Origin of the sequence: Mesorhizobium sp. KR2-14, assembly GCF_040049255.1 — a bacterium.
Classification (GTDB): domain Bacteria; phylum Pseudomonadota; class Alphaproteobacteria; order Rhizobiales; family Rhizobiaceae; genus Pseudaminobacter.
Genome location: NZ_JBDZDR010000003.1, coordinates 612,789 through 629,796 on the forward strand (window position 1 = coordinate 612,789; position 17,008 = coordinate 629,796).

At 65.7% G+C, this 17,008-nt stretch carries 20 protein-coding genes; 12 read left to right on the forward strand and 8 right to left on the reverse strand.

Going from position 1 to position 17,008, the window contains the following annotated elements; genetic code table 11:
• Positions 1 to 19 precede the first annotated feature (19 nt).
• The 3 genes from ABLE86_RS11945 to ABLE86_RS11955 form a co-directional block, all read right to left on the reverse strand.
• On the reverse strand, positions 20 to 1,021 hold the full coding sequence (locus ABLE86_RS11945) for an LLM class flavin-dependent oxidoreductase (RefSeq protein WP_348779155.1): 1,002 nt from the start codon (positions 1,019 to 1,021) through the stop codon (positions 20 to 22).
• 67 nt (positions 1,022 to 1,088) lie between these two features.
• A complete protein-coding gene (locus ABLE86_RS11950) occupies positions 1,089 to 2,234 on the reverse strand; it encodes an AI-2E family transporter (protein WP_348779156.1) in 1,146 nt (381 codons plus the stop codon).
• A 96-nt stretch (positions 2,235 to 2,330) separates the two neighbouring features.
• Positions 2,331 to 3,386 carry an LLM class flavin-dependent oxidoreductase gene (locus ABLE86_RS11955; protein ID WP_348779157.1) on the reverse strand — a complete coding sequence of 352 codons (1,056 nt, stop codon included), beginning with the start codon at positions 3,384 to 3,386 and terminating at the stop codon, positions 2,331 to 2,333.
• A gap of 218 nt (positions 3,387 to 3,604) precedes the next feature.
• On the opposite strand from ABLE86_RS11955, the gene ABLE86_RS11960 reads away from it, so the two are divergent.
• Positions 3,605 to 4,030, forward strand: a complete 426-nt coding sequence (locus ABLE86_RS11960; RefSeq protein ID WP_348779158.1) for a DUF6481 family protein — start codon at positions 3,605 to 3,607, stop codon at positions 4,028 to 4,030.
• 416 nt (positions 4,031 to 4,446) lie between these two features.
• On the opposite strand, the gene ABLE86_RS11965 is transcribed toward ABLE86_RS11960, so the two are convergent.
• Positions 4,447 to 5,691 (reverse strand): DNA recombination protein RmuC, encoded by a 1,245-nt coding sequence (locus ABLE86_RS11965; protein ID WP_348779159.1) that lies wholly within the window; start codon positions 5,689 to 5,691, stop codon positions 4,447 to 4,449.
• 101 nt (positions 5,692 to 5,792) lie between these two features.
• On the opposite strand from ABLE86_RS11965, the gene def reads away from it, so the two are divergent.
• From def to truA, 6 genes are all read left to right on the forward strand, one after another.
• Positions 5,793 to 6,323: a peptide deformylase gene (def, locus tag ABLE86_RS11970; RefSeq protein ID WP_348779160.1), complete on the forward strand. Its 531-nt coding sequence runs from the start codon at positions 5,793 to 5,795 to the stop codon at positions 6,321 to 6,323.
• A gap of 85 nt (positions 6,324 to 6,408) precedes the next feature.
• Positions 6,409 to 6,699, forward strand: coding sequence for a TraY domain-containing protein (locus tag ABLE86_RS11975; protein ID WP_348779161.1), 291 nt, complete (start codon positions 6,409 to 6,411; stop codon positions 6,697 to 6,699).
• 145 nt (positions 6,700 to 6,844) lie between these two features.
• Positions 6,845 to 7,120, forward strand: a complete 276-nt coding sequence (locus tag ABLE86_RS11980; RefSeq protein WP_348779162.1) for a PIN domain-containing protein — start codon at positions 6,845 to 6,847, stop codon at positions 7,118 to 7,120.
• A gap of 50 nt (positions 7,121 to 7,170) precedes the next feature.
• Complete coding sequence (gene fmt / locus ABLE86_RS11985) at positions 7,171 to 8,106, forward strand: methionyl-tRNA formyltransferase (RefSeq protein WP_348779163.1); 936 nt, start codon at positions 7,171 to 7,173, stop codon at positions 8,104 to 8,106.
• Complete coding sequence (locus tag ABLE86_RS11990; protein ID WP_348779164.1) at positions 8,103 to 8,603, forward strand: N-acetyltransferase; 501 nt, start codon at positions 8,103 to 8,105, stop codon at positions 8,601 to 8,603. Before fmt ends, ABLE86_RS11990 begins: the two co-directional genes overlap by 4 nt.
• A gap of 3 nt (positions 8,604 to 8,606) precedes the next feature.
• Positions 8,607 to 9,359, forward strand: coding sequence for a tRNA pseudouridine(38-40) synthase TruA (gene truA / locus ABLE86_RS11995; protein ID WP_348779165.1), 753 nt, complete (start codon positions 8,607 to 8,609; stop codon positions 9,357 to 9,359).
• Here the strand turns inward: truA and ABLE86_RS12000 are convergent.
• Positions 9,344 to 9,940: a transporter gene (locus ABLE86_RS12000; RefSeq protein WP_348779166.1), complete on the reverse strand. Its 597-nt coding sequence runs from the start codon at positions 9,938 to 9,940 to the stop codon at positions 9,344 to 9,346. The two genes, truA and ABLE86_RS12000, sit on opposite strands and share 16 nt — an antisense overlap.
• A 2-nt stretch (positions 9,941 to 9,942) precedes the next feature.
• Entirely contained in the window at positions 9,943 to 11,136 is a 1,194-nt protein-coding gene (dapE, locus tag ABLE86_RS12005; RefSeq protein ID WP_348779167.1) for a succinyl-diaminopimelate desuccinylase, read from the reverse strand.
• Between the two features lie 117 nt (positions 11,137 to 11,253).
• Here dapE and ABLE86_RS12010 point away from each other — a divergent pair, with 117 nt between their 5' ends.
• Complete coding sequence (locus ABLE86_RS12010; RefSeq protein ID WP_348779168.1) at positions 11,254 to 12,291, forward strand: 2-dehydropantoate 2-reductase; 1,038 nt, start codon at positions 11,254 to 11,256, stop codon at positions 12,289 to 12,291.
• 83 nt (positions 12,292 to 12,374) lie between these two features.
• Positions 12,375 to 13,091, forward strand: a complete 717-nt coding sequence (locus ABLE86_RS12015) for an HAD family hydrolase (protein ID WP_348779169.1) — start codon at positions 12,375 to 12,377, stop codon at positions 13,089 to 13,091.
• Positions 13,092 to 13,119: 28 nt separating this feature from the next.
• Here the strand turns inward: ABLE86_RS12015 and ABLE86_RS12020 are convergent, their stop codons facing one another.
• Positions 13,120 to 13,491 carry a DUF805 domain-containing protein gene (locus tag ABLE86_RS12020; protein ID WP_348779170.1) on the reverse strand — a complete coding sequence of 124 codons (372 nt, stop codon included), beginning with the start codon at positions 13,489 to 13,491 and terminating at the stop codon, positions 13,120 to 13,122.
• Between the two features lie 96 nt (positions 13,492 to 13,587).
• Entirely contained in the window at positions 13,588 to 14,442 is an 855-nt protein-coding gene (dapD, locus tag ABLE86_RS12025) for a 2,3,4,5-tetrahydropyridine-2,6-dicarboxylate N-succinyltransferase (RefSeq protein ID WP_348779171.1), read from the reverse strand.
• A gap of 146 nt (positions 14,443 to 14,588) precedes the next feature.
• On the opposite strand from dapD, the gene ABLE86_RS12030 reads away from it, so the two are divergent.
• The 3 genes from ABLE86_RS12030 (at position 14,589) to ABLE86_RS12040 (ending at position 16,945) form a co-directional block, all read left to right on the forward strand.
• On the forward strand, positions 14,589 to 15,428 hold the full coding sequence (locus ABLE86_RS12030; RefSeq protein ID WP_348779172.1) for an LOG family protein: 840 nt from the start codon (positions 14,589 to 14,591) through the stop codon (positions 15,426 to 15,428).
• Positions 15,429 to 15,499: 71 nt separating this feature from the next.
• Positions 15,500 to 15,916 carry a hypothetical protein gene (locus tag ABLE86_RS12035; RefSeq protein WP_348779173.1) on the forward strand — a complete coding sequence of 139 codons (417 nt, stop codon included), beginning with the start codon at positions 15,500 to 15,502 and terminating at the stop codon, positions 15,914 to 15,916.
• Positions 15,917 to 15,979: 63 nt separating this feature from the next.
• A complete protein-coding gene (locus ABLE86_RS12040) occupies positions 15,980 to 16,945 on the forward strand; it encodes a DUF1775 domain-containing protein (protein WP_348779174.1) in 966 nt (321 codons plus the stop codon).
• The last annotated feature ends 63 nt before the right edge of the window (positions 16,946 to 17,008 follow it).

Consider the following 17,008-nt stretch of genomic DNA (forward strand, 5'->3'; position numbering starts at 1 on the left):
CGCCCTGCCACGTTGCCCCTCAAGCCGCCTGCGACAATTGCCGATGCACGTCGGCGAGGATCTCGTAGGAACGCAGGCGCGCGGCGTGGTCGAAGATCTGAGACGTGACCATCAGCTCGTCGGCGCCGGTGCGCTCGATGAAGGCTTCGAGCCCACGGCGTACCGTCTCCGGCGAGCCGACGACGGAGCAGGACAGCGCCTGGGCAAGCATGGCGCGCGCTGCGGGGTCCAGATCGGCGTCATAGTTCTCGACCGGTGGCGGCAGCGGCCCTGCGCGGCCGGTGCGCAAATTGACGAAGGCCTGCTGCTGCGAACTGAAGAGCAGCCTGGCTTCGGCGTCGGTCTCGGCGGCGAAGACGCCCATGCCGAGCATCACATAGGGCTTGTCGAGGCGCTCCGAAGGCTGGAAGCGCGAGCGGTAGATGGCGATGGCGTTTTCCAGTTCGGCCGGCGCGAAATGCGAAGCGAAGGCGTAGGGCAGGCCCAGTATCGCGGCAAGCTGCGCGCCATAGAGGCTGGAGCCGAGCACCCAGACCTCGACCGCCTGGCCTTCGCCCGGCACGGCGCGCAGGCGCTGGTCGGGTTCCGCCGGGGCGAAGTAGTTGATGAGCTCGACCACGTCCTGCGGGAAACTGTCGGCGCCCGCCTCGAGATTGCGGCGGAGCGCGCGGGCGGTCAGCATGTCGGTGCCGGGCGCGCGGCCGAGGCCAAGATCGATGCGGCCGGGGTGGAGGGCCGCCAGCGTGCCGAACTGCTCGGCGATCACAAGCGGCGCGTGGTTGGGCAGCATGATGCCGCCGGCGCCGACGCGGATGGTGCTGGTGCCGGCCGCGACATGGGCGATGACGACCGAGGTGGCGGCGCTGGCGATGCCGGGCATGTTGTGGTGCTCGGCCAGCCAGTAGCGCCTGTAGCCGAGGCGTTCGGCGTGGCGGGCAAGATCGAGCGTGTTGGCCAACGATTGCGAGGCGGTGCCGCCCTCAATGATCGGCGACAGGTCGAGAACGGAAAGCGGCGTCATTTCAGTTTCCCCGGGACAGCACGATGCCCGGATATAGGAACTGGAGGCCGGCTTGGCAAAGGCAGGCTCAGGCCGACTTCGGCGCCGCCTCTTCTTCCTCGCCGTTTTCGGCGGTCTGCTCGGCGGCGAGGAAATTGCCCACGTGGCGCAAGCTGTCGAAGTGGTCGCAGAAGACCTTGATGACCACGAGAAGCGGAACCGCAATCAGCGCGCCGACGAACCCCCACAGCCACGACCAGAAAGCGACGGCGACGAAGATCGAGACCGCATTGATTTCTAGTCGCCGCCCGACGATGAGCGGGGTGACGAACTGGCCCTCGACAACGTCGCAGACGATCACCACCAGGGGCGCGAGCAAGGCGTAGTACAGGCTGTCGAACGATACGATGGCAATCACCGCCACCAGCAGGATGTTCATCGCCGCGCCAATATAGGGCAGGAAGTTGAGCAACGCTGCCGTCGCGCCCCAGACGAAGGGGGTGGGCATGCCGACGGCCCACAGGCCGAAACCGATGACGACGCCCAGCGCGATATTGATGATCGTGATCGTCAGCAGGTAGTGCGAGATTTCCCGCTCGATGTCGTAGACAATGCGCAGCGCGCGCTTCTTTTCGCTGAGCCGGGCAAAGGACTGCACGATCTTCTGGTAGAACAGCGTGCCCGAGGCGAGCAGGAACAGCGACAGCACGAAGGTGATTGCCGGCGCCGCGCTCGCCGAGAGGATGTTGCTTGCGGCCTGGGAAATGATGCCGGGCTGGGCGATCACCACCCGCTGCACACCCGGTTCCTGCGGGGTTTCCGCAGCCCGCTCGACCTGATGGGAGATGTTCATCATCTTTTCGAAGGGCTGGCGCAGCTTGGCCAGCCGCTCGTGAAGCTGGACGCCGATCGCCGGGGCGTCGTCGATGAGCTTGGTGACGGGGCCGCTGAGCAGGTAGCCGCCGATGCCAATGATGCCGACGGTGATGAGGACCAGGATGGTCGCCGAAACCGGCTCGGGGATTCCGCGCTTTCGCAAAAAACGGACTATGGGGGTCAGGATCAGCGCCAGAAGGCAGGCAAGGATGACCGGCATGAAGAAATCGCGCCCGAAGTAGAGCGCCGAGGTTGCCATCATTGCGAAGATGCCGATCAGCAGCGAGCGTATGTGCCTGACGTCGGATGCGGTTCGTTCGGATTCCGTCGGGCCGGCCTCGGACAATTCGTGCTTCATTTCCGAATCCCCCACGGACCGCGGGCCGCCGCGGCAGGCGGCGGGCGAAAAGTCCCTGTGGGCTGCACAATGCGCCTGGCGGGACTTGGTTCCCGGTCAGCCGGCCGCCCGCGTATGCTGGCCGGCGGCGACCTCGCGGCGCACCAGCGGCGCAACCCTGGTGCCGAACAGTTCTATGGCCTTCATGACCTTGGCATGGGGCAGCGTGCCGATTGCCATCTGCAGCAGGAAGCGGTCGTTCCTGAACAGCTTGTGGGTGGCGATCATCTTTTCGGCCACCTGCTCGGGATCGCCCACGAACAGCGCGCCGCGGGGCCCTCGTGCCTGATCGAAGTGGGCCCGACTGGTGGGGCCCCAGCCGCGCTCGCGGCCAATGCGGTTCATGACCTCGGCCTGCGGGCCGTAGAAGTCGTCGGCCGCCTGTTCGGCGCTTTCGCCGACGAAGCCGTGGACATTGAGGCTGGTGGCGAGCCCGGCGGGATCGTGGCCGGCGCGGGCGGCTGCCTGCCGGTAAAGGTCGAACAGCGGCGCGAAGCGGGCCGGTTCGCCGCCGATGATGGCGAGCGCCAGCGGCAGGCCGAGCGCGCCGGCGCGGGCGACCGAGGTCGGCGTGCCGCCCACCGCGATCCAGATCGGCAGCTGTTGCTGATAGGGGCGCGGATAGACGCCGCGGTCGTGGATCGAGGGGCGCAACTCGCCCGACCAGGTGACGCGCTCGCTCTCGCGCAGCTTCAGGAGCAGTTCGAGCTTTTCGGCGAAAAGCTCGTCATAATCTTCGAGCCGGTAGCCGAACAGCGGGAAGGATTCGATGAAGGAGCCACGCCCCGCCATGATTTCCGCGCGCCCACCGGAGATGAGGTCGAGCGTGGCGAATTGCTGGAAGACGCGCACCGGATCGTCGGAGGAGAGCACCGTGACTGCGCTGGTGAGCCTTATGCGGCTGGTGCGCTCGGCCGCGGCCGCCAGGGCAACGGCGGGGGCAGAGGCCGCGTAGTCGGGCCGGTGGTGTTCGCCAAGCCCGAACACGTCCAGCCCGACCTGGTCGGCAAGCTCGATCTCCTCCATCAGGTCGCGCAGGCGCTGATAGGGCGTGACGGCGCCGGGGCCCGGCACCGGGCTGACATCCGCGAAAGTGTAGAGGCCGATTTGCATGGCTTTTCCCGAAGCGTTTATCAGTAGAGGTAGATATGCGCGGGTCCCGGCACCAGATGCCCGGGAGAGAACCGTGGCGGCCGAATTTGCCGCGACAAAGCGTTCCGCGAGGGCAACAACTGCGCGCTGCATGGCCGAAATGCAGAATTGGCGCTTGAACTCTCGGCTCTGCTGCGTATGTAAACGGCTCGTAATGATAAGAGACGTAAAGGCGAAAATTGGCAATCTATAGGGAAAAGGACTTCAACGAGCGGCGCAACGCCGCAAACGAAGCAAAGAAGGCTCTCCTCGAAAGGTTCAAGGCAAGACCGGCGGACGATGATCCGGAAGTGCTGGCCCGCAGGGCCGAGCGCCAGGCCATCCTTGAAGCCCGCGCGATACGCGAGGCGGAGAAGGCCCGCATCAGGCAGGAAAAGCTTGCCCGCGAAGCCGCCGAGAAGGCTGCACGCGAGGCCGCCGCAGCCGAGGCGCGCAGGATAGCCGAAGAGGCTGCTGCTGCCGAGGCCAAGGCAAAGGAAGCCGAGGAGAACGAGCGCATCGCTCGAGTGCTCTCGGACGAAGCTGAGCGCAAGGCAAAGCGCGACGCGCGCTATGCGGCCCGCAAGGCCCGCAGTGGGCGCATGCCGCCGCCCCCGCGGCCGTAACGCGCAAGGCCGGCTGCCGGCCAGCATTTCCGTCCCGACCAGGAACCCTAAGGCGCCACGCCGCGGGGTTCCTTGTCGTGCGCTATTTCTTGTCCTTCAGTTTGAGCGCATGGACCGGCTGGACCGACTGTGGCGCTGCCGGCGCAACGCCCCGCCTCTTGGCGTCCTTCTTGGGTTTCCGGGGTTCCTTGTTGCTGCGCAATTGACCCTTGGCCATGGCCTGCTCCTCCGAATAGCACAGTGAAGCAACGGATTGCCTTGAGGGCAAGGATAATTGCAACGGCGCGACGCGCCCGTGCGCCGGCTCCCTTCTTGGCGCAGAGACGCGGCGCTCGTGGGAGGACCAGCGGCGCAGGATTGCGCCGGATGGCGCGCCGAAGGTCAGGTGGGACGCCCGCCACAGGGACGAAGTGGCTCTATCCCTCTTCGCCGTCCATCACCATCAGCCGCAACTGCCCGGTCCGGGAATCGGCCATGCGCGGTGCGGCAGCCTCCTTGCGCGTGGGCGGGCTGGCCTGCTCGCCGCCGGCGGCGGTGTCGTCGCCGAGTTCCAGAGTTTCGATTTTCGCGCCGCGCCGGGTGATCTTGCCGGTGGAGATGAGGATATCGTCGATATCCTTGGCGGCCTGGCCGAAATGGCCCTGCAGCTTGCGCACCCGCTCGTCCAGCCGCGAGACGTCCTCCATCAGCCGGATCACCTCGCCCTGGATCAGGTGTGCCTGCTCGCGCATGCGCGCATCCTTCAGGATCGCCTGGATGACCTGGATGGATAGCATGAGCAGCGAGGGCGAAACGATGACAACGCGCGCCTTATGCGCTCGGTGCACCAGCGCCTCGAAATTCTCGTGGATCTCGCTGAATACGGATTCGGAGGGCACGAACATGAAGGCCGTGTCCTGCGTCTCGCCAGCGATCAGGTATTTTTCGGATATGTCGCGGATATGGACCTCGACATCGCGGCGGAAGGCCTGGGCGGCGAGCTTTTGCGCGTCAGGGCCTTCGGCGGCGCGGATGGCGTTCCACGCCTCCAGCGGGAACTTGGCGTCGATGACCAGCGCCGGGGCGCCATTGGGCATCTTGACCACACAATCGGGCCGGCTGCCATTGGAAAGCGTGGCCTGGAACTGGTAGCCGCCGTGGGGCAGCCCGTCGGCGACGATCGCCTCCATGCGCGACTGGCCGAAGGCGCCGCGTGTCTGCTTGTTGGACAAGATCGCCTGAAGCTGCACCACCTGGCCGGCGAGCGACTGGATGTTGTTCTGCGCCGTGTCGATGACGGCGAGCCGCTCCTGCAGTTTGGCCAGACTTTCGTGAGTGGATTTCGTCTGCTCGGTCATGGTCTGGCCGAGGCGGCCGGTCATTGCGTCCAGCCGCTGGCTGAGCGACTGGGTGAGCTCGGCCTGCCGTGCGCCGAACAGTTCGGCCATGGCGCCCATGCGGCCCTGCATCTCGGCCTGCGCCCGCAGGATGGCGCCCATGCGCGCCTCGGCCTCGGCGGCTGCGAGCGCCCGCGAACGTGAAGAGCGCCACAGCGCGAGCGCCAACATGGAAAGCAGCGCGGCCATGAAGACGCCGACAAGACCCAAGGCCTGGCCAAGCGTGAATGCGCTGGCGCCAAGCCGAAGGGCCGGCTGCGAAAGAAGGGCGGGCAGATCGCTCATCGCCGCAAGATACGCGATTCGGCGCCTGAGGAAAGATCAAAACAAGAACATTTGCAGGGTCGGCAGTTGACGCTTTTTGTGCGAGGTCTTAGGTGAAGCGCATGACGATAAAGCCGCTGATCATCCTTCCCGATCCTGTCCTGCGCCAGGTTTCCAAGCCCGTAGAGCGCGTGGACGAAGAGCTGCGCAAGCTGGCCGACGACATGCTGGAGACGATGTACGACGCGCCGGGCATCGGCCTCGCGGCGATCCAGATCGGCATTCCGCTGCGCATGCTGGTGATTGACCTGGCCAAGGAAGGCGAGCCGCCGGCACCGATGGTCGTCGTCAACCCCGAGATCCTGCACGGCTCGGACGAGCGCTCGCTGTACGAGGAAGGCTGCCTGTCGATCCCGGACTATTACGCCGAGGTCGAGCGGCCGGCCACGGTGCGCGCGAAATTCCTCGATCGCGAGGGCAAGCAGCAGGAGATCGTGGCCGAGGGGCTCTTGGCCACCTGCCTGCAGCACGAAATCGACCACCTGAACGGCGTGCTGTTCATCGACCATATCTCCAAGCTGAAGCGCGACATGGTGATGCGCAAGTTCAAGAAGCTGGCCAAGGACCGCCCGCCGAGCCGCATGGTGGGGTAACACCCGGGCTTTGAGCCTGTTTCGGTTGTAGATTGCGGGCTCGCAGCTTGGCTGATATCGTCGATATCAAGCTATGGAGGCGCATGTGAGCGATCTGTTGATCAGAAACATGCCGGACGCCTTGAAAGCCGATCTGGCAAAGAAGGCCGAGCAGAACGGCCGTAGCCTTTCCGAGGAGGCGAAAGCGCGTCTGCGAAAGAGCCTCCTTGAAGACGTCAACGCTGAGACACAACCCAAGCAAAATGCCTATGACGCGATCAGAAGCATTTTCGTCGAAGCGGATTCATTGATGAACGACGAGGAGCACGCCGAATTCATGCGTGCGATCGAGGAAGGCCGGAGGGATACAGGGCGGCCTGTTCCTGAATTCGAATGATCGTCCTCGACACGAATGTCGTGTCCGAGGTTTCGCACGAGCGATCGAATCCAGCTGTTGTGGCCTGACTCAGGGCGAAGGACGAGGCCGAACTCTTCCTTTGCATCCCGGTCGTGGCCGAGCTTCGTTCGGCGCCCAGCGCTTCATGCTGCGAAACCGCAGTCCAAAGCACCTGATTGCGTTCGATCGGCTGGTTCAGGGGCATTTTCGCGATCGGATATTGCCGATGGATGTGGTTGCGGCGTCAAGATACGGTGAGATCTATGCCGCGCGTGAAGGAGCGGGGCGGCCGATCGGGATCATGGACGCCATGATCGCCGCGATCTGCCTCGTACATGATGCCATGCTCGCCACGCGCAATGTGCGTGACTTTGACGGGCTTGACCTGAAGCTCGTAAACCCGTTTGAAGCGGGTGAATGACCGGCGCGCCGCGTTGCGCGCCGACCAACAACAGCCGGATTGGGACAAGAATGCCGCTTCGCGTCATCTTCATGGGTACGCCGGATTTTTCCGTGCCGACGCTGGCCGCCATCGCTGCGGCCGGGCATGAGGTGGTCTGCGTCTACACCCAGCCGCCGCGCCCGGCAGGCCGGCGCGGACTGGAGCTGACGCCGTCGCCGGTGCAGCGCGAGGCCGAGCGGCTGGGCATCGAGGTGCGCACGCCGCTGTCCCTGAAGGGCGAGGCCGAGCAGGAAGCGTTTCGCGCGCTTGACGCGGATGTCGCCGTAGTGGTGGCCTATGGGCTGCTGCTGCCGAAGGCCATTCTCGAGGGCACGCGGCTCGGCTGCTATAACGGGCACGCCTCGCTGCTGCCACGCTGGCGCGGGGCCGCCCCCATCCAGCGCGCCATCATGGCCGGAGACGGCGAGACCGGCATGATGGTCATGAAGATGGACATCGGGCTCGACACCGGCCCGGTGGCGCTCGCGGCAAAGGTTGAGATCGGCCCGGATATGACGGCCGGCGAGTTGCACGACCGGCTGATGGAGCAGGGCGCTGGCCTGATGGTCGAGGCGCTGGCGAAGCTGGAGCAGGGCGACATGCCTTTGACCGCGCAGCCCGAAGACGGCGTGGTCTACGCCCGAAAGATCGATAAGGCCGAAACGCGCATAGATTGGGCGCAGCCGGGATCGGAAGTGCACAACCACATTCGCGGCCTGTCGCCGTTCCCGGGTGCCTGGTGCGAGGTGACGATCGGCGGCAAGGCCGAGCGGCTGAAGGTGCTGCGCACGACGCCTGGCGAGGGGAGTGGCGCGGCGGGCGAGATACTGGATGAATCTCTCACGGTTGCCTGCGGCGAAGGGGCCGTGCGCCTGCTGGAAGTGCAGCGCGCCGGCGGTAAAATCATTTCGGCGGAAGAGTTTTTGCGCGGGGCCAAGCTCGGCAAGGGAGGAAAGCTCTCATGAGCACGGTAACCGTAAGGAAGGCGACGCCTGAGGACCGGAAGGCGATTTTCGGCGTCGAGGAGCGCGCCTTCGGGCGCAAGCATGAGGCGGATCTTGTCGAGCGCATCGTGGTCGACGGCGAGCAGCTTCTGGAACTGGTTGCCGAGAAGGACGGCAGCATCGTCGGGCATGTCCTGTTCTCGCGGCTGCTGGTCGATCCCGACGGCACGGCATTCGATGCCGTTTCGCTGGCGCCGCTGGCGGTGGACCCTGACTATCAGGGGCACGGCGTGGGCAGCGCGCTGGTAAGGCGCGGGCACGAGATCTTGCAGGAGCGCGGCGAGAAGCTCTCCATCGTGGTGGGCGATCCTGCCTACTACGGCCGCTTCGGCTATGCCCGCGCGGGCGCCGAAAACTTCACGAGCGACTATCAGGGCGATGCCATGCAGGCACTTTACTGGGGCGAGGCCCCGACCAGCGGCCAGTTGGCCCATCCCCGCGCCTTTGCCGGTTGGTGATCAGTGCCGCGCTATCGCCTCGACATCGAATATGACGGAACCGCCTATGCCGGCTGGCAGCGCCAGGATGGCCCCGCCACCGTGCAGGGCGCCATCGAACAGGCCATCAAGGGTTTTTCCGGCCAGGAGGTGACGCTGCGCGGCGCCGGCCGCACCGATGCCGGCGTGCATGCAACCGGGCAGGTCGGCCATGTCGACCTCGACAAGAACTGGCGCGACGACACGGTTCGCGATGCGGTGAACGCGCATTTGCAGATGGCCGGCGAGGCGGTGGCCATATTGGCTGCGCGCATGGTGCCGGACGATTTCGACGCGCGCTTTTCCGCCACCGGCAGGCAATATCTCTACCGCATCCTCAACCGCCGCGCGCCGGCCGCACTGGAGGCACACCGCGTCTGGCTGGTGCAGAAGCCGCTGGACGCCGAGGCCATGCAGGCGGCGGCGCAGGTGCTGGTGGGGCGGCACGACTTCACCACCTTCCGCTCGCAGCAGTGCCAGGCTGCCAGCCCCATACGCACGCTCGACCGCTTTGACGTGGTGCGCAATGGCGACCTCATCGAAATCCATGCCGCAGCGCGCTCATTCCTGCACAACCAGGTGCGCTCCATGGTGGGCACCATCAAGCGAGTGGGCGAGGGAGCCTGGACGGCGCAGGACGTGAAGGACGCGCTTGAGGCGAAGGACAGGGCAGCCTGCGGCACGGTGGCGCCGCCGCAAGGGCTTTACCTGACAGGGGTCGACTACCCGGAAGCGTAGATTCCGAAAACGGACTGCAGCACTACCAGAACGGTGATCGAGGCCGCCAGCATGCCGGCAAAGACGGCACTGCCAAAGGCGGTGCCCTTGGCGATGACGACATTGGTGAGACGCCAGGTAAGCACCATGGACAGGCTGAACAGTGCCAGCGACACCGCCGTGAAGAACCCCGAATTGGCCGGCAGGATGAGCCGCAGCAGGGCGGCAGGCAGCAGCAGCCAGGACAGGATTGCCGTGCCCCAGTTCAGCGCCACGACATATTGCACGAAGCGGTCGCGGATACCGGCCAGCGGCGCGGCGAAGGCGAGCGCCACCAGCGGCAATATCCAGGTGCCGAGGTCCACCACCGCAAGCCGCAGCAGATAGGAGAAGGGCCCCACCGGCGCGGCCGGATCGGCGCCGAGTTCCTTGGCGGTGCCCACCCAGCCCACGATCAGCGGCGGCAGCGCAATCACGATGGCGAAAAACGAATTCCAGAAGCCATCGGCCGAGATGTCGAGCAGGCCCAGGCCGTCCCGGCGGCCCGTCATCAGTCGCCAGGCGCCGACCAGATATCGCTCTATGTCGTCGGCGGGCGGCATTGTCAGCCTCGTTCGAACCAGTCCCGGATGAATCGAGCGTAGATATCGGTCAGAGTCTCGAGATCGGCAACCGCCACGCGCTCGTCCACCATGTGCATGGTCTTGCCGACCAGGCCGAATTCGACCACCGGGCAGTGGTCCTTGATGAAGCGCGCGTCCGATGTGCCGCCGGAAGTCGACAGCGCCGGCTTGCGCCCGACGACGGCTTCGACCGAGCCGCTCAGCGTCTCGATCAGCTTCTCGTCGCGAGTGAGAAAGACGTGGCTCGGCCCGTCGCGCCAAGCGAGCTCGAACTCGATGGGCTCCTTGCGGCCCTTGCGGTATTTCTTGCGGCCGCTGGCAACGTCGAGCCGGTTGTGGATCTCGGCCTGGATGGTCTCCGCCGTCCAAGTATCGTTGAAGCGGATGTTGAAGGTGGCAGTTGCCTTGGCCGGGATGACATTGGTGGCCGGATTGCCCACGTCGACAGTGGTGATCTCCAGATTTGTCGGCTGGAAATCCTGCGTGCCCTCGTCGAAGTCGGGCACGAGGAGCGCGTCGAGCAGGGTCATCAGCCCACGCACCGGATTGTCGGCGAGGTGCGGATAGGCAGCGTGACCCTGGCGGCCGTTGACGGTGATGGCGCCGGAAAGCGAGCCGCGCCGGCCAATCTTGATCATGTCGCCGAGAACGTCGGGGTTGGTCGGCTCGCCGACGATGGAAGCATCCCACGTCTCGCCCTTGGCTGCCGCCCAGTCGAGCAGCTTGGTGGTGCCGTTGATGGCGGGGCCTTCCTCGTCGCCGGTGATCAGTAGCGAAACGGAACCCTTCGGCTTGCCATGCGTCTCGATGTGGCGGGCAAGGGCTGCCACGAAGCAGGCGATGCCGCCCTTCATGTCCACCGCGCCGCGACCGTACATCTCGCCATTGTCGACGGTCGCCGAGAAGGGCGGGTGCTTCCAGGCTGCCTCGTCGCCAACCGGCACCACGTCGGTGTGGCCGGCAAACATCAGGTGCGGGCCGTTGCCGGAGAGCCGGGCATAGAGGTTTTCAATGTCGGGCGTGCCCTCCTCGGAGAACACCGGCCGCTCGACCGTGAAGCCGAGTGGCTTCAGCATGGCTTCGAGCGCGGAGAGCGCGCCGCCCTCGGCGGGCGTCACGGAGGGGCAGCGGATAAGGGCGGCGAGGTTTTCGGCGGGATCTTTTGGCAGCATCATGGCGATGAGGGATAGTCGAAAGCGGCGCGGCTGTCACGCCCGAGATGGGGGCCGCGGAGCCTTGCCGCGCTTATGGTTTTCGTGCCGTATAGCGCTGCGCCGAAAGAGGTTTTTCCCATGATCGGTACAAATACCCGGATCGTCATCGCCGGCGCCGGCAGCATAGGTTGCTATGCCGGCGGCTGCCTGGCGCTTGCGGGCCGCAGCGTGCGGTTTCTTTGCCGGCCGCAGATCGAGGCGATGTTGCGAACCGGCGGCCTGCGCGTCACCGATCTCGACAGCCGCGACGCGCGGCTGGACGCAGCCGAGCTTTCCGCAACTACCGACCCGGCCGAGGCGCTGGCCGAAGCCGGCGTGATACTGGTTACCGTCAAGAGCGGGGCGACGGATGAGATGGCCAGGCTCATTGCCGTCCACGCGCCGGCCGACGCGGTGGTGGTCAGCCTGCAGAATGGCGTCGACAATGTCGGCAGGCTGCAATCCCTGCTTGGCGGCCGGCAAGTGCTGGCCGGCATGGTGCCGTTCAATGTGGTGCAGGCGAGCGAGCCGGACGGCCTGCATGTCCATCGCGCCACCGAAGGAACGGTGCTGATCGAGGATCGCGTGCCGGGGCTTGCCGAACTGCTCGATGTCGAGGGTTTTGCGGTCGAAACACATGGCGCCATGCCGGGAGTTCTGTGGGGAAAGCTTCTGCTCAACCTCAATAATGCCTTGGTGGCGCTGTCGGACCTGCCTCTGGCCGCGCAGCTTGCCGATCGTCGCTGGCGGGTGATTCTGGCGCGCCAGATCGAAGAAGCGCTGGCGGTGCTGAAGGCGGCCTCGATCGTGCCGGGCAGGATCGGTGGGCTGCGCCCCGCCCTGTTGCCCACGGTCCTGCGCCTGCCCGATTGGCTCTTCAGGCTCGTGGCGAGGCGGATGCTGATGGTCGACCCGCAAGCGCGTTCCTCGATGTGGGAGGATCTCGAACGTGGCCGGCCGACCGAGATCGACGAGTTTCAGGGCAAGATCCTGCGCTTGGCGCGGGACACGGGAACGCGGGCACCGCTGACCGCTCGCCTGGAGCGGCTGGTGCGGGAAGCCGAGGCCACGGGAACGGGTTCGCCGCAGCTTTCGCCCGAGGCGGTGCTGGACGAGGAAGCCGCCCGCCGCATATGACGGGCAAACCGGCCGGCGCATTGCACGCCGCTGGCCGGCTCCGATAAAATGGTCGTTCAACGGCCAGGAATGGGTGAAGAAAGATGCCGTCGGTCCAGCCTTCCCTCACCACAATCGGCTTCGACGCCGACGACACGCTCTGGCAGAACGAGCAGTTCTTCCGCCAGACGGAGAGGCACTTTACCTCGCTGCTGGCCGAGCACGCCGAGGGCCACGATATCGAGGCGCGGCTCCTGGAAGCCGAGAGACGGAACCTTGCCCTCTACGGCTTCGGCATCAAGGGCTTCACCCTTTCGATGATCGAGACGGCGCTGGAGATCAGCGGCGGCAAGGTGCCGCCAAAGGTGATTCGCGAAATCCTCGACGCCGGCCGCGACATGCTGAGCCATCCGGTCGAGACGCTGCCGCATGTGCGCGAGACGCTGGAGGAACTGGCCGGCGCCTACAGGCTGGTGCTGATCACCAAGGGCGACCTTTTCGACCAGGAGCGCAAGCTGGCGCAGTCGGGTCTGGGCGAATTGTTCGACGCGGTCGAGATCGTCAGCGACAAGAACCCGGCCACCTATCATCGCGTCTTCAACCGCCATGGCGACGGGCCGGGCCGCAGCATGATGGTGGGCAATTCGCTGAAATCCGACGTGGTGCCGGCAATCGAGGCGGGGAGCTGGGGCGTATATGTCCCGCACGACCTGACCTGGGTGCTGGAACATGCCGAGGAGCCGACGGCAGCGCCGCGGTTCTGCCGGCTGCAGCATCTGGGCGAACTGGGCGAGCTGATCGAAAGGCTTGGGCGGGGCTGAGGAGTGCCCGCTCACGCACGAAGCGCTGCTAGGTAACCGAATTGGTGTAGCGGCCGTAGCGGTTGCGGCCTGTGCTGCCCGGTATGATGCAAAGCACCAGGAAGGCGACGATCGACACCACCGGGATGAACAGCGCGACGGCCATGATGCCGGGCTTGTCCATGTCGTGCAGGCGTTTGACCGCTGCGGCGATATGCGTCCACAGGAACACCACGAAGGTCATGCCGAACACCGCCGACCAGGCCTGCGCGGCCGCGCTGTCGGCTGGAACACGGGTGAACTGATAGAGCGGGAACGACACCACCATCAGCATGAACAGGAACGCCAGCAGGAAGGCCGCCCGCCCGATGCGGCCGGTGAAGCGGAAGAACAGCCAGATGAATTGGTCTTTGTCAGGCAAGTGGGTCCGGTCCGTATTGGTTTGCGCCCCTGGCCATCGCGAGCGCGCTGCTTGCGCGCCCGCGGTAGCGGAAAGTGCTTTCGTTTTGCCGAAAGATCAATCTCTTAGCAGCTCGTTGATCGAAGTCTTGGAGCGGGTCTGCGCATCGACGCGCTTGACGATGACGGCGCAGTAGAGGCTGGGGCCCGGCTCGCCATTGGGCAGCGGCTTGCCCGGCAGCGTGCCCGCCACGACCACGGAATTGGCCGGCACCTCGCCATAGAAGATCTCGCCGGTCGCGCGGTCGATGATCTTGGTCGACTTGCCGATGAACACGCCCATGCCCAGCACCGCGCCCTCACGCACGATGCAGCCCTCGACCACCTCGGAACGGGCGCCGATGAAGCAATTGTCCTCGATGATGGTCGGGCCGGCCTGCAGCGGCTCCAGCACGCCGCCGATGCCGACGCCGCCCGACAAGTGCACGTTCTTGCCGATCTGGGCGCAGGAGCCCACGGTGGCCCAGGTGTCGACCATGGTGCCCTCGCCGACATAGGCGCCGAGATTGACGAAGGACGGCATCAGGATTGCGCCTGGCGCGATATAGGCCGAGCGACGCACCACGCAGGACGGCACGGCGCGGAAACCGGCCTTGTCGAAGTCGACCGCGCCCCAGCCGGCGAACTTCGAGGGCACCTTGTCCCACCAGGCGGAATCGCCCGGACCGCCCTTGACGATCTCCATCGGATTGAGGCGGAAGGACAGCAGCACCGCCTTTTTCAGCCACTGGTTGACCTTCCAGGCGCCGTCGTCCTGGCGCTCGGCGACGCGGACGGCGCCGCGGTCGAGCAGGTCGAGCGCGGCCTCGATCGCCTCGCGCGTCTCGCCACGCGTCGCGGTGGTGATGGCCTCGCGTTCGTCGAACGCCTTTTCGATGGTGGCTTCGAGGCTTGCGAGATCGGCTTTCGACATGAAAATGCTCCGTTACACGTGCTGTTAAGGCACGGGCCATAGGCTGTAATTAAGACGCGCGGACCCTATGTCAGGCCTGAAGAGGGGTCAATCACGAGAGCGCCGGAGACGGTGCTGACATCAGAAAATTTGGACAGGAAGAACACATGAATCCGATGGAAAAGGCGGGCTGGACGCCGTTGCCGCATTCGACCGAGGACCTGGCCAGGGCCAAGGCCGTGCCGGACACGCCGCAGACGCGCGCCGCCACCTATCGGCTGGCTTGGGACGACGAGGACTTCATGACGCGGCGCGAACTGCGCGCGGTGCGGCTGCAACTGGAACTCTTGAAGCCCGAGATGATCCTTGCCGAACGCGGCATACGCTCCACGGTGATCCTGTTCGGCGGGGCGCGAATCCCCGAGCCTGGCGGTGAGGCCTGGGCGGCCAAGGACGAGACGCAGAAGCGGAACCTGGAAAAGAACAGCAAATATTACGACGAAGCGCGCAAGTTCGCGCAGCTCTGCTCGCGCTATTCGGCCACGTCGTATTTTCGCGAATATGTCGTGGTGACCGGCGGCGGCCCGGGCGTGATGGAGGCCGGAAACCGCGGCGCGGCCGATGTCGGCGCACCATCCATAGGCCTCAACATCGTGCTGCCGCACGAGCAGGCGCCAAACCCCTACATCACGCCGGAGCTTTGCTTCAACTTCCACTATTTTGCGCTGCGCAAGATGCATTTCGTCATGCGCGCCAAGGCGGTGGCGGTGTTTCCGGGCGGCTTCGGCACCATGGACGAGCTGTTCGAGACGCTGACGCTGATCCAGACCGGGCGCATGGAGCGCGTGCCGGTGATCCTGTTCGGCCAGGAGTTCTGGGAACGGGCGCTCGACCTCGACTTTCTGGCCGAGCAGGGCACGATCACGCCCGGCGACCAGGACATCATCGACTTCGCCGAAACCGCCGACGAGGCGTGGGACATCATCCGCCGCTTCTACAAGCTCTGAGTTTTCCGCGCGGGGATGCCGCATCCGTCTCCGCTGGAAAGCATCGCGGCGTTCGGCTAGACCTTCTATCCATGGCAAGGTTGAACAATCGCAAGGGCTGGTTTGCCGCGCTTCGGCGTGACCGGCTGCTGTTTGCCATTGTCGCCTCGCTGGTGCTGCTGGCGCATGTGTTCCAGCCGCTGGCCGAGGCCAGGGCCGCAAGTAGGGCCGACGGCTGGGTCATCTGCACCATGTTCGGCATGCAGAAGGCGGAGCCTGACGGCAAGCTGCCGCCGATCGGCGCCGCCGACGACTGCCCAAGCTGCATCATGGGTCCCTGCGCCGGCATGGCCGCCCCGCTCAGGGTGGAAGCCCCATTCGACCCGGCCTTTGCCGCACCTGTCGCCTATCGCGACGGGCGGCTCATTTCCATCGAGACCAAAATACCGCCGGAGCGGCTGAACGAGCCGCCGCCGGCCATACGCGCACCGCCGTCCATTCTCGCCTGAAACAAGCCTGCTTCCGCGCCTGCGGAAGAAAGAATCTGTTTTTGGACGCAAGAGGAAAAGACCATGCGCCGAGTTATTCTGCCGCTGACCGCAGCCTGCGCGCTGACGGCCATTTCGAACGTGACCGCCCATGCCCACGCCTCGCTGGAAAAGAGCGAGGCCGCTCCCGGTTCCTACAAGGCCGTGCTGAAGATCCCGCACGGCTGCGACGGCCAGGCCACCCACACGGTGCGCCTCGAAATCCCCGAGGGCTATGTCGGAGTGAAGCCGATGCCGAAGGCCGGCTGGACGCTGGCGGTGGAGAAGGGCGACTACGCCAAGGCCTACAAGCTGCACGGCTCCGAGGTGAAATCGGGCGTGAGGGCGGTGACCTGGAGCGGCGGCAACCTGCCGGACGATTTCTATGACGAGTTCGTCGTCAGCGGCACGCTGGCCGGGGTGGAGGAAGGACGGAAGCTGTTCTTCAAGGCCAGGCAGGTTTGCGACGATGGCGAAGTGTCGTGGCACGAGGAGCCGGCCGAGGGGCAGGACCCGCATTCGCTGGAGCACCCGGCGCCGGCGCTGACCATCCTGGCCGCCAACGGCGGCGGGCATGCCCACGCCGCCCATGGCGGGCAGCATGAGGTCGTGAAGGTCGGAGAGCTGGAGATCAGCCAAGGCTGGGCCCGGGCCATGCTGCCGGGGCAGAAGGCCGGCGGCGGCTATCTGACCATCGCCAACCACGGCACGGCGGCCGACAAGCTGGTGGCGGCGACCTCGCCGGCGGCCGGCAAGGTCGAGATCCACACCATGTCGATGAAGGGCGAGGTGATGGAGATGCGGCCGGTCGAGGGCGGGCTGGAGATCCCGTCCGGCGAGACCGTGGAACTGAAGCCGGGCGGCCTGCACGTGATGTTCATGAACGTAACGGAACCCTTCAAGGAAGGCGCCTCGGTTCCGGTCACGCTTGAGTTTGAGCACGCCGGCAAGGTGGAAATATCGCTGCCGGTAAAGACCGCGATGGGCGGCGGGGACCATTCCCACCACTGACGATGCGACGCGCGGGCACGGGCGGCGGCTCCTTCATGGGGCGAAGCGCCCGTGCCCCTTCTT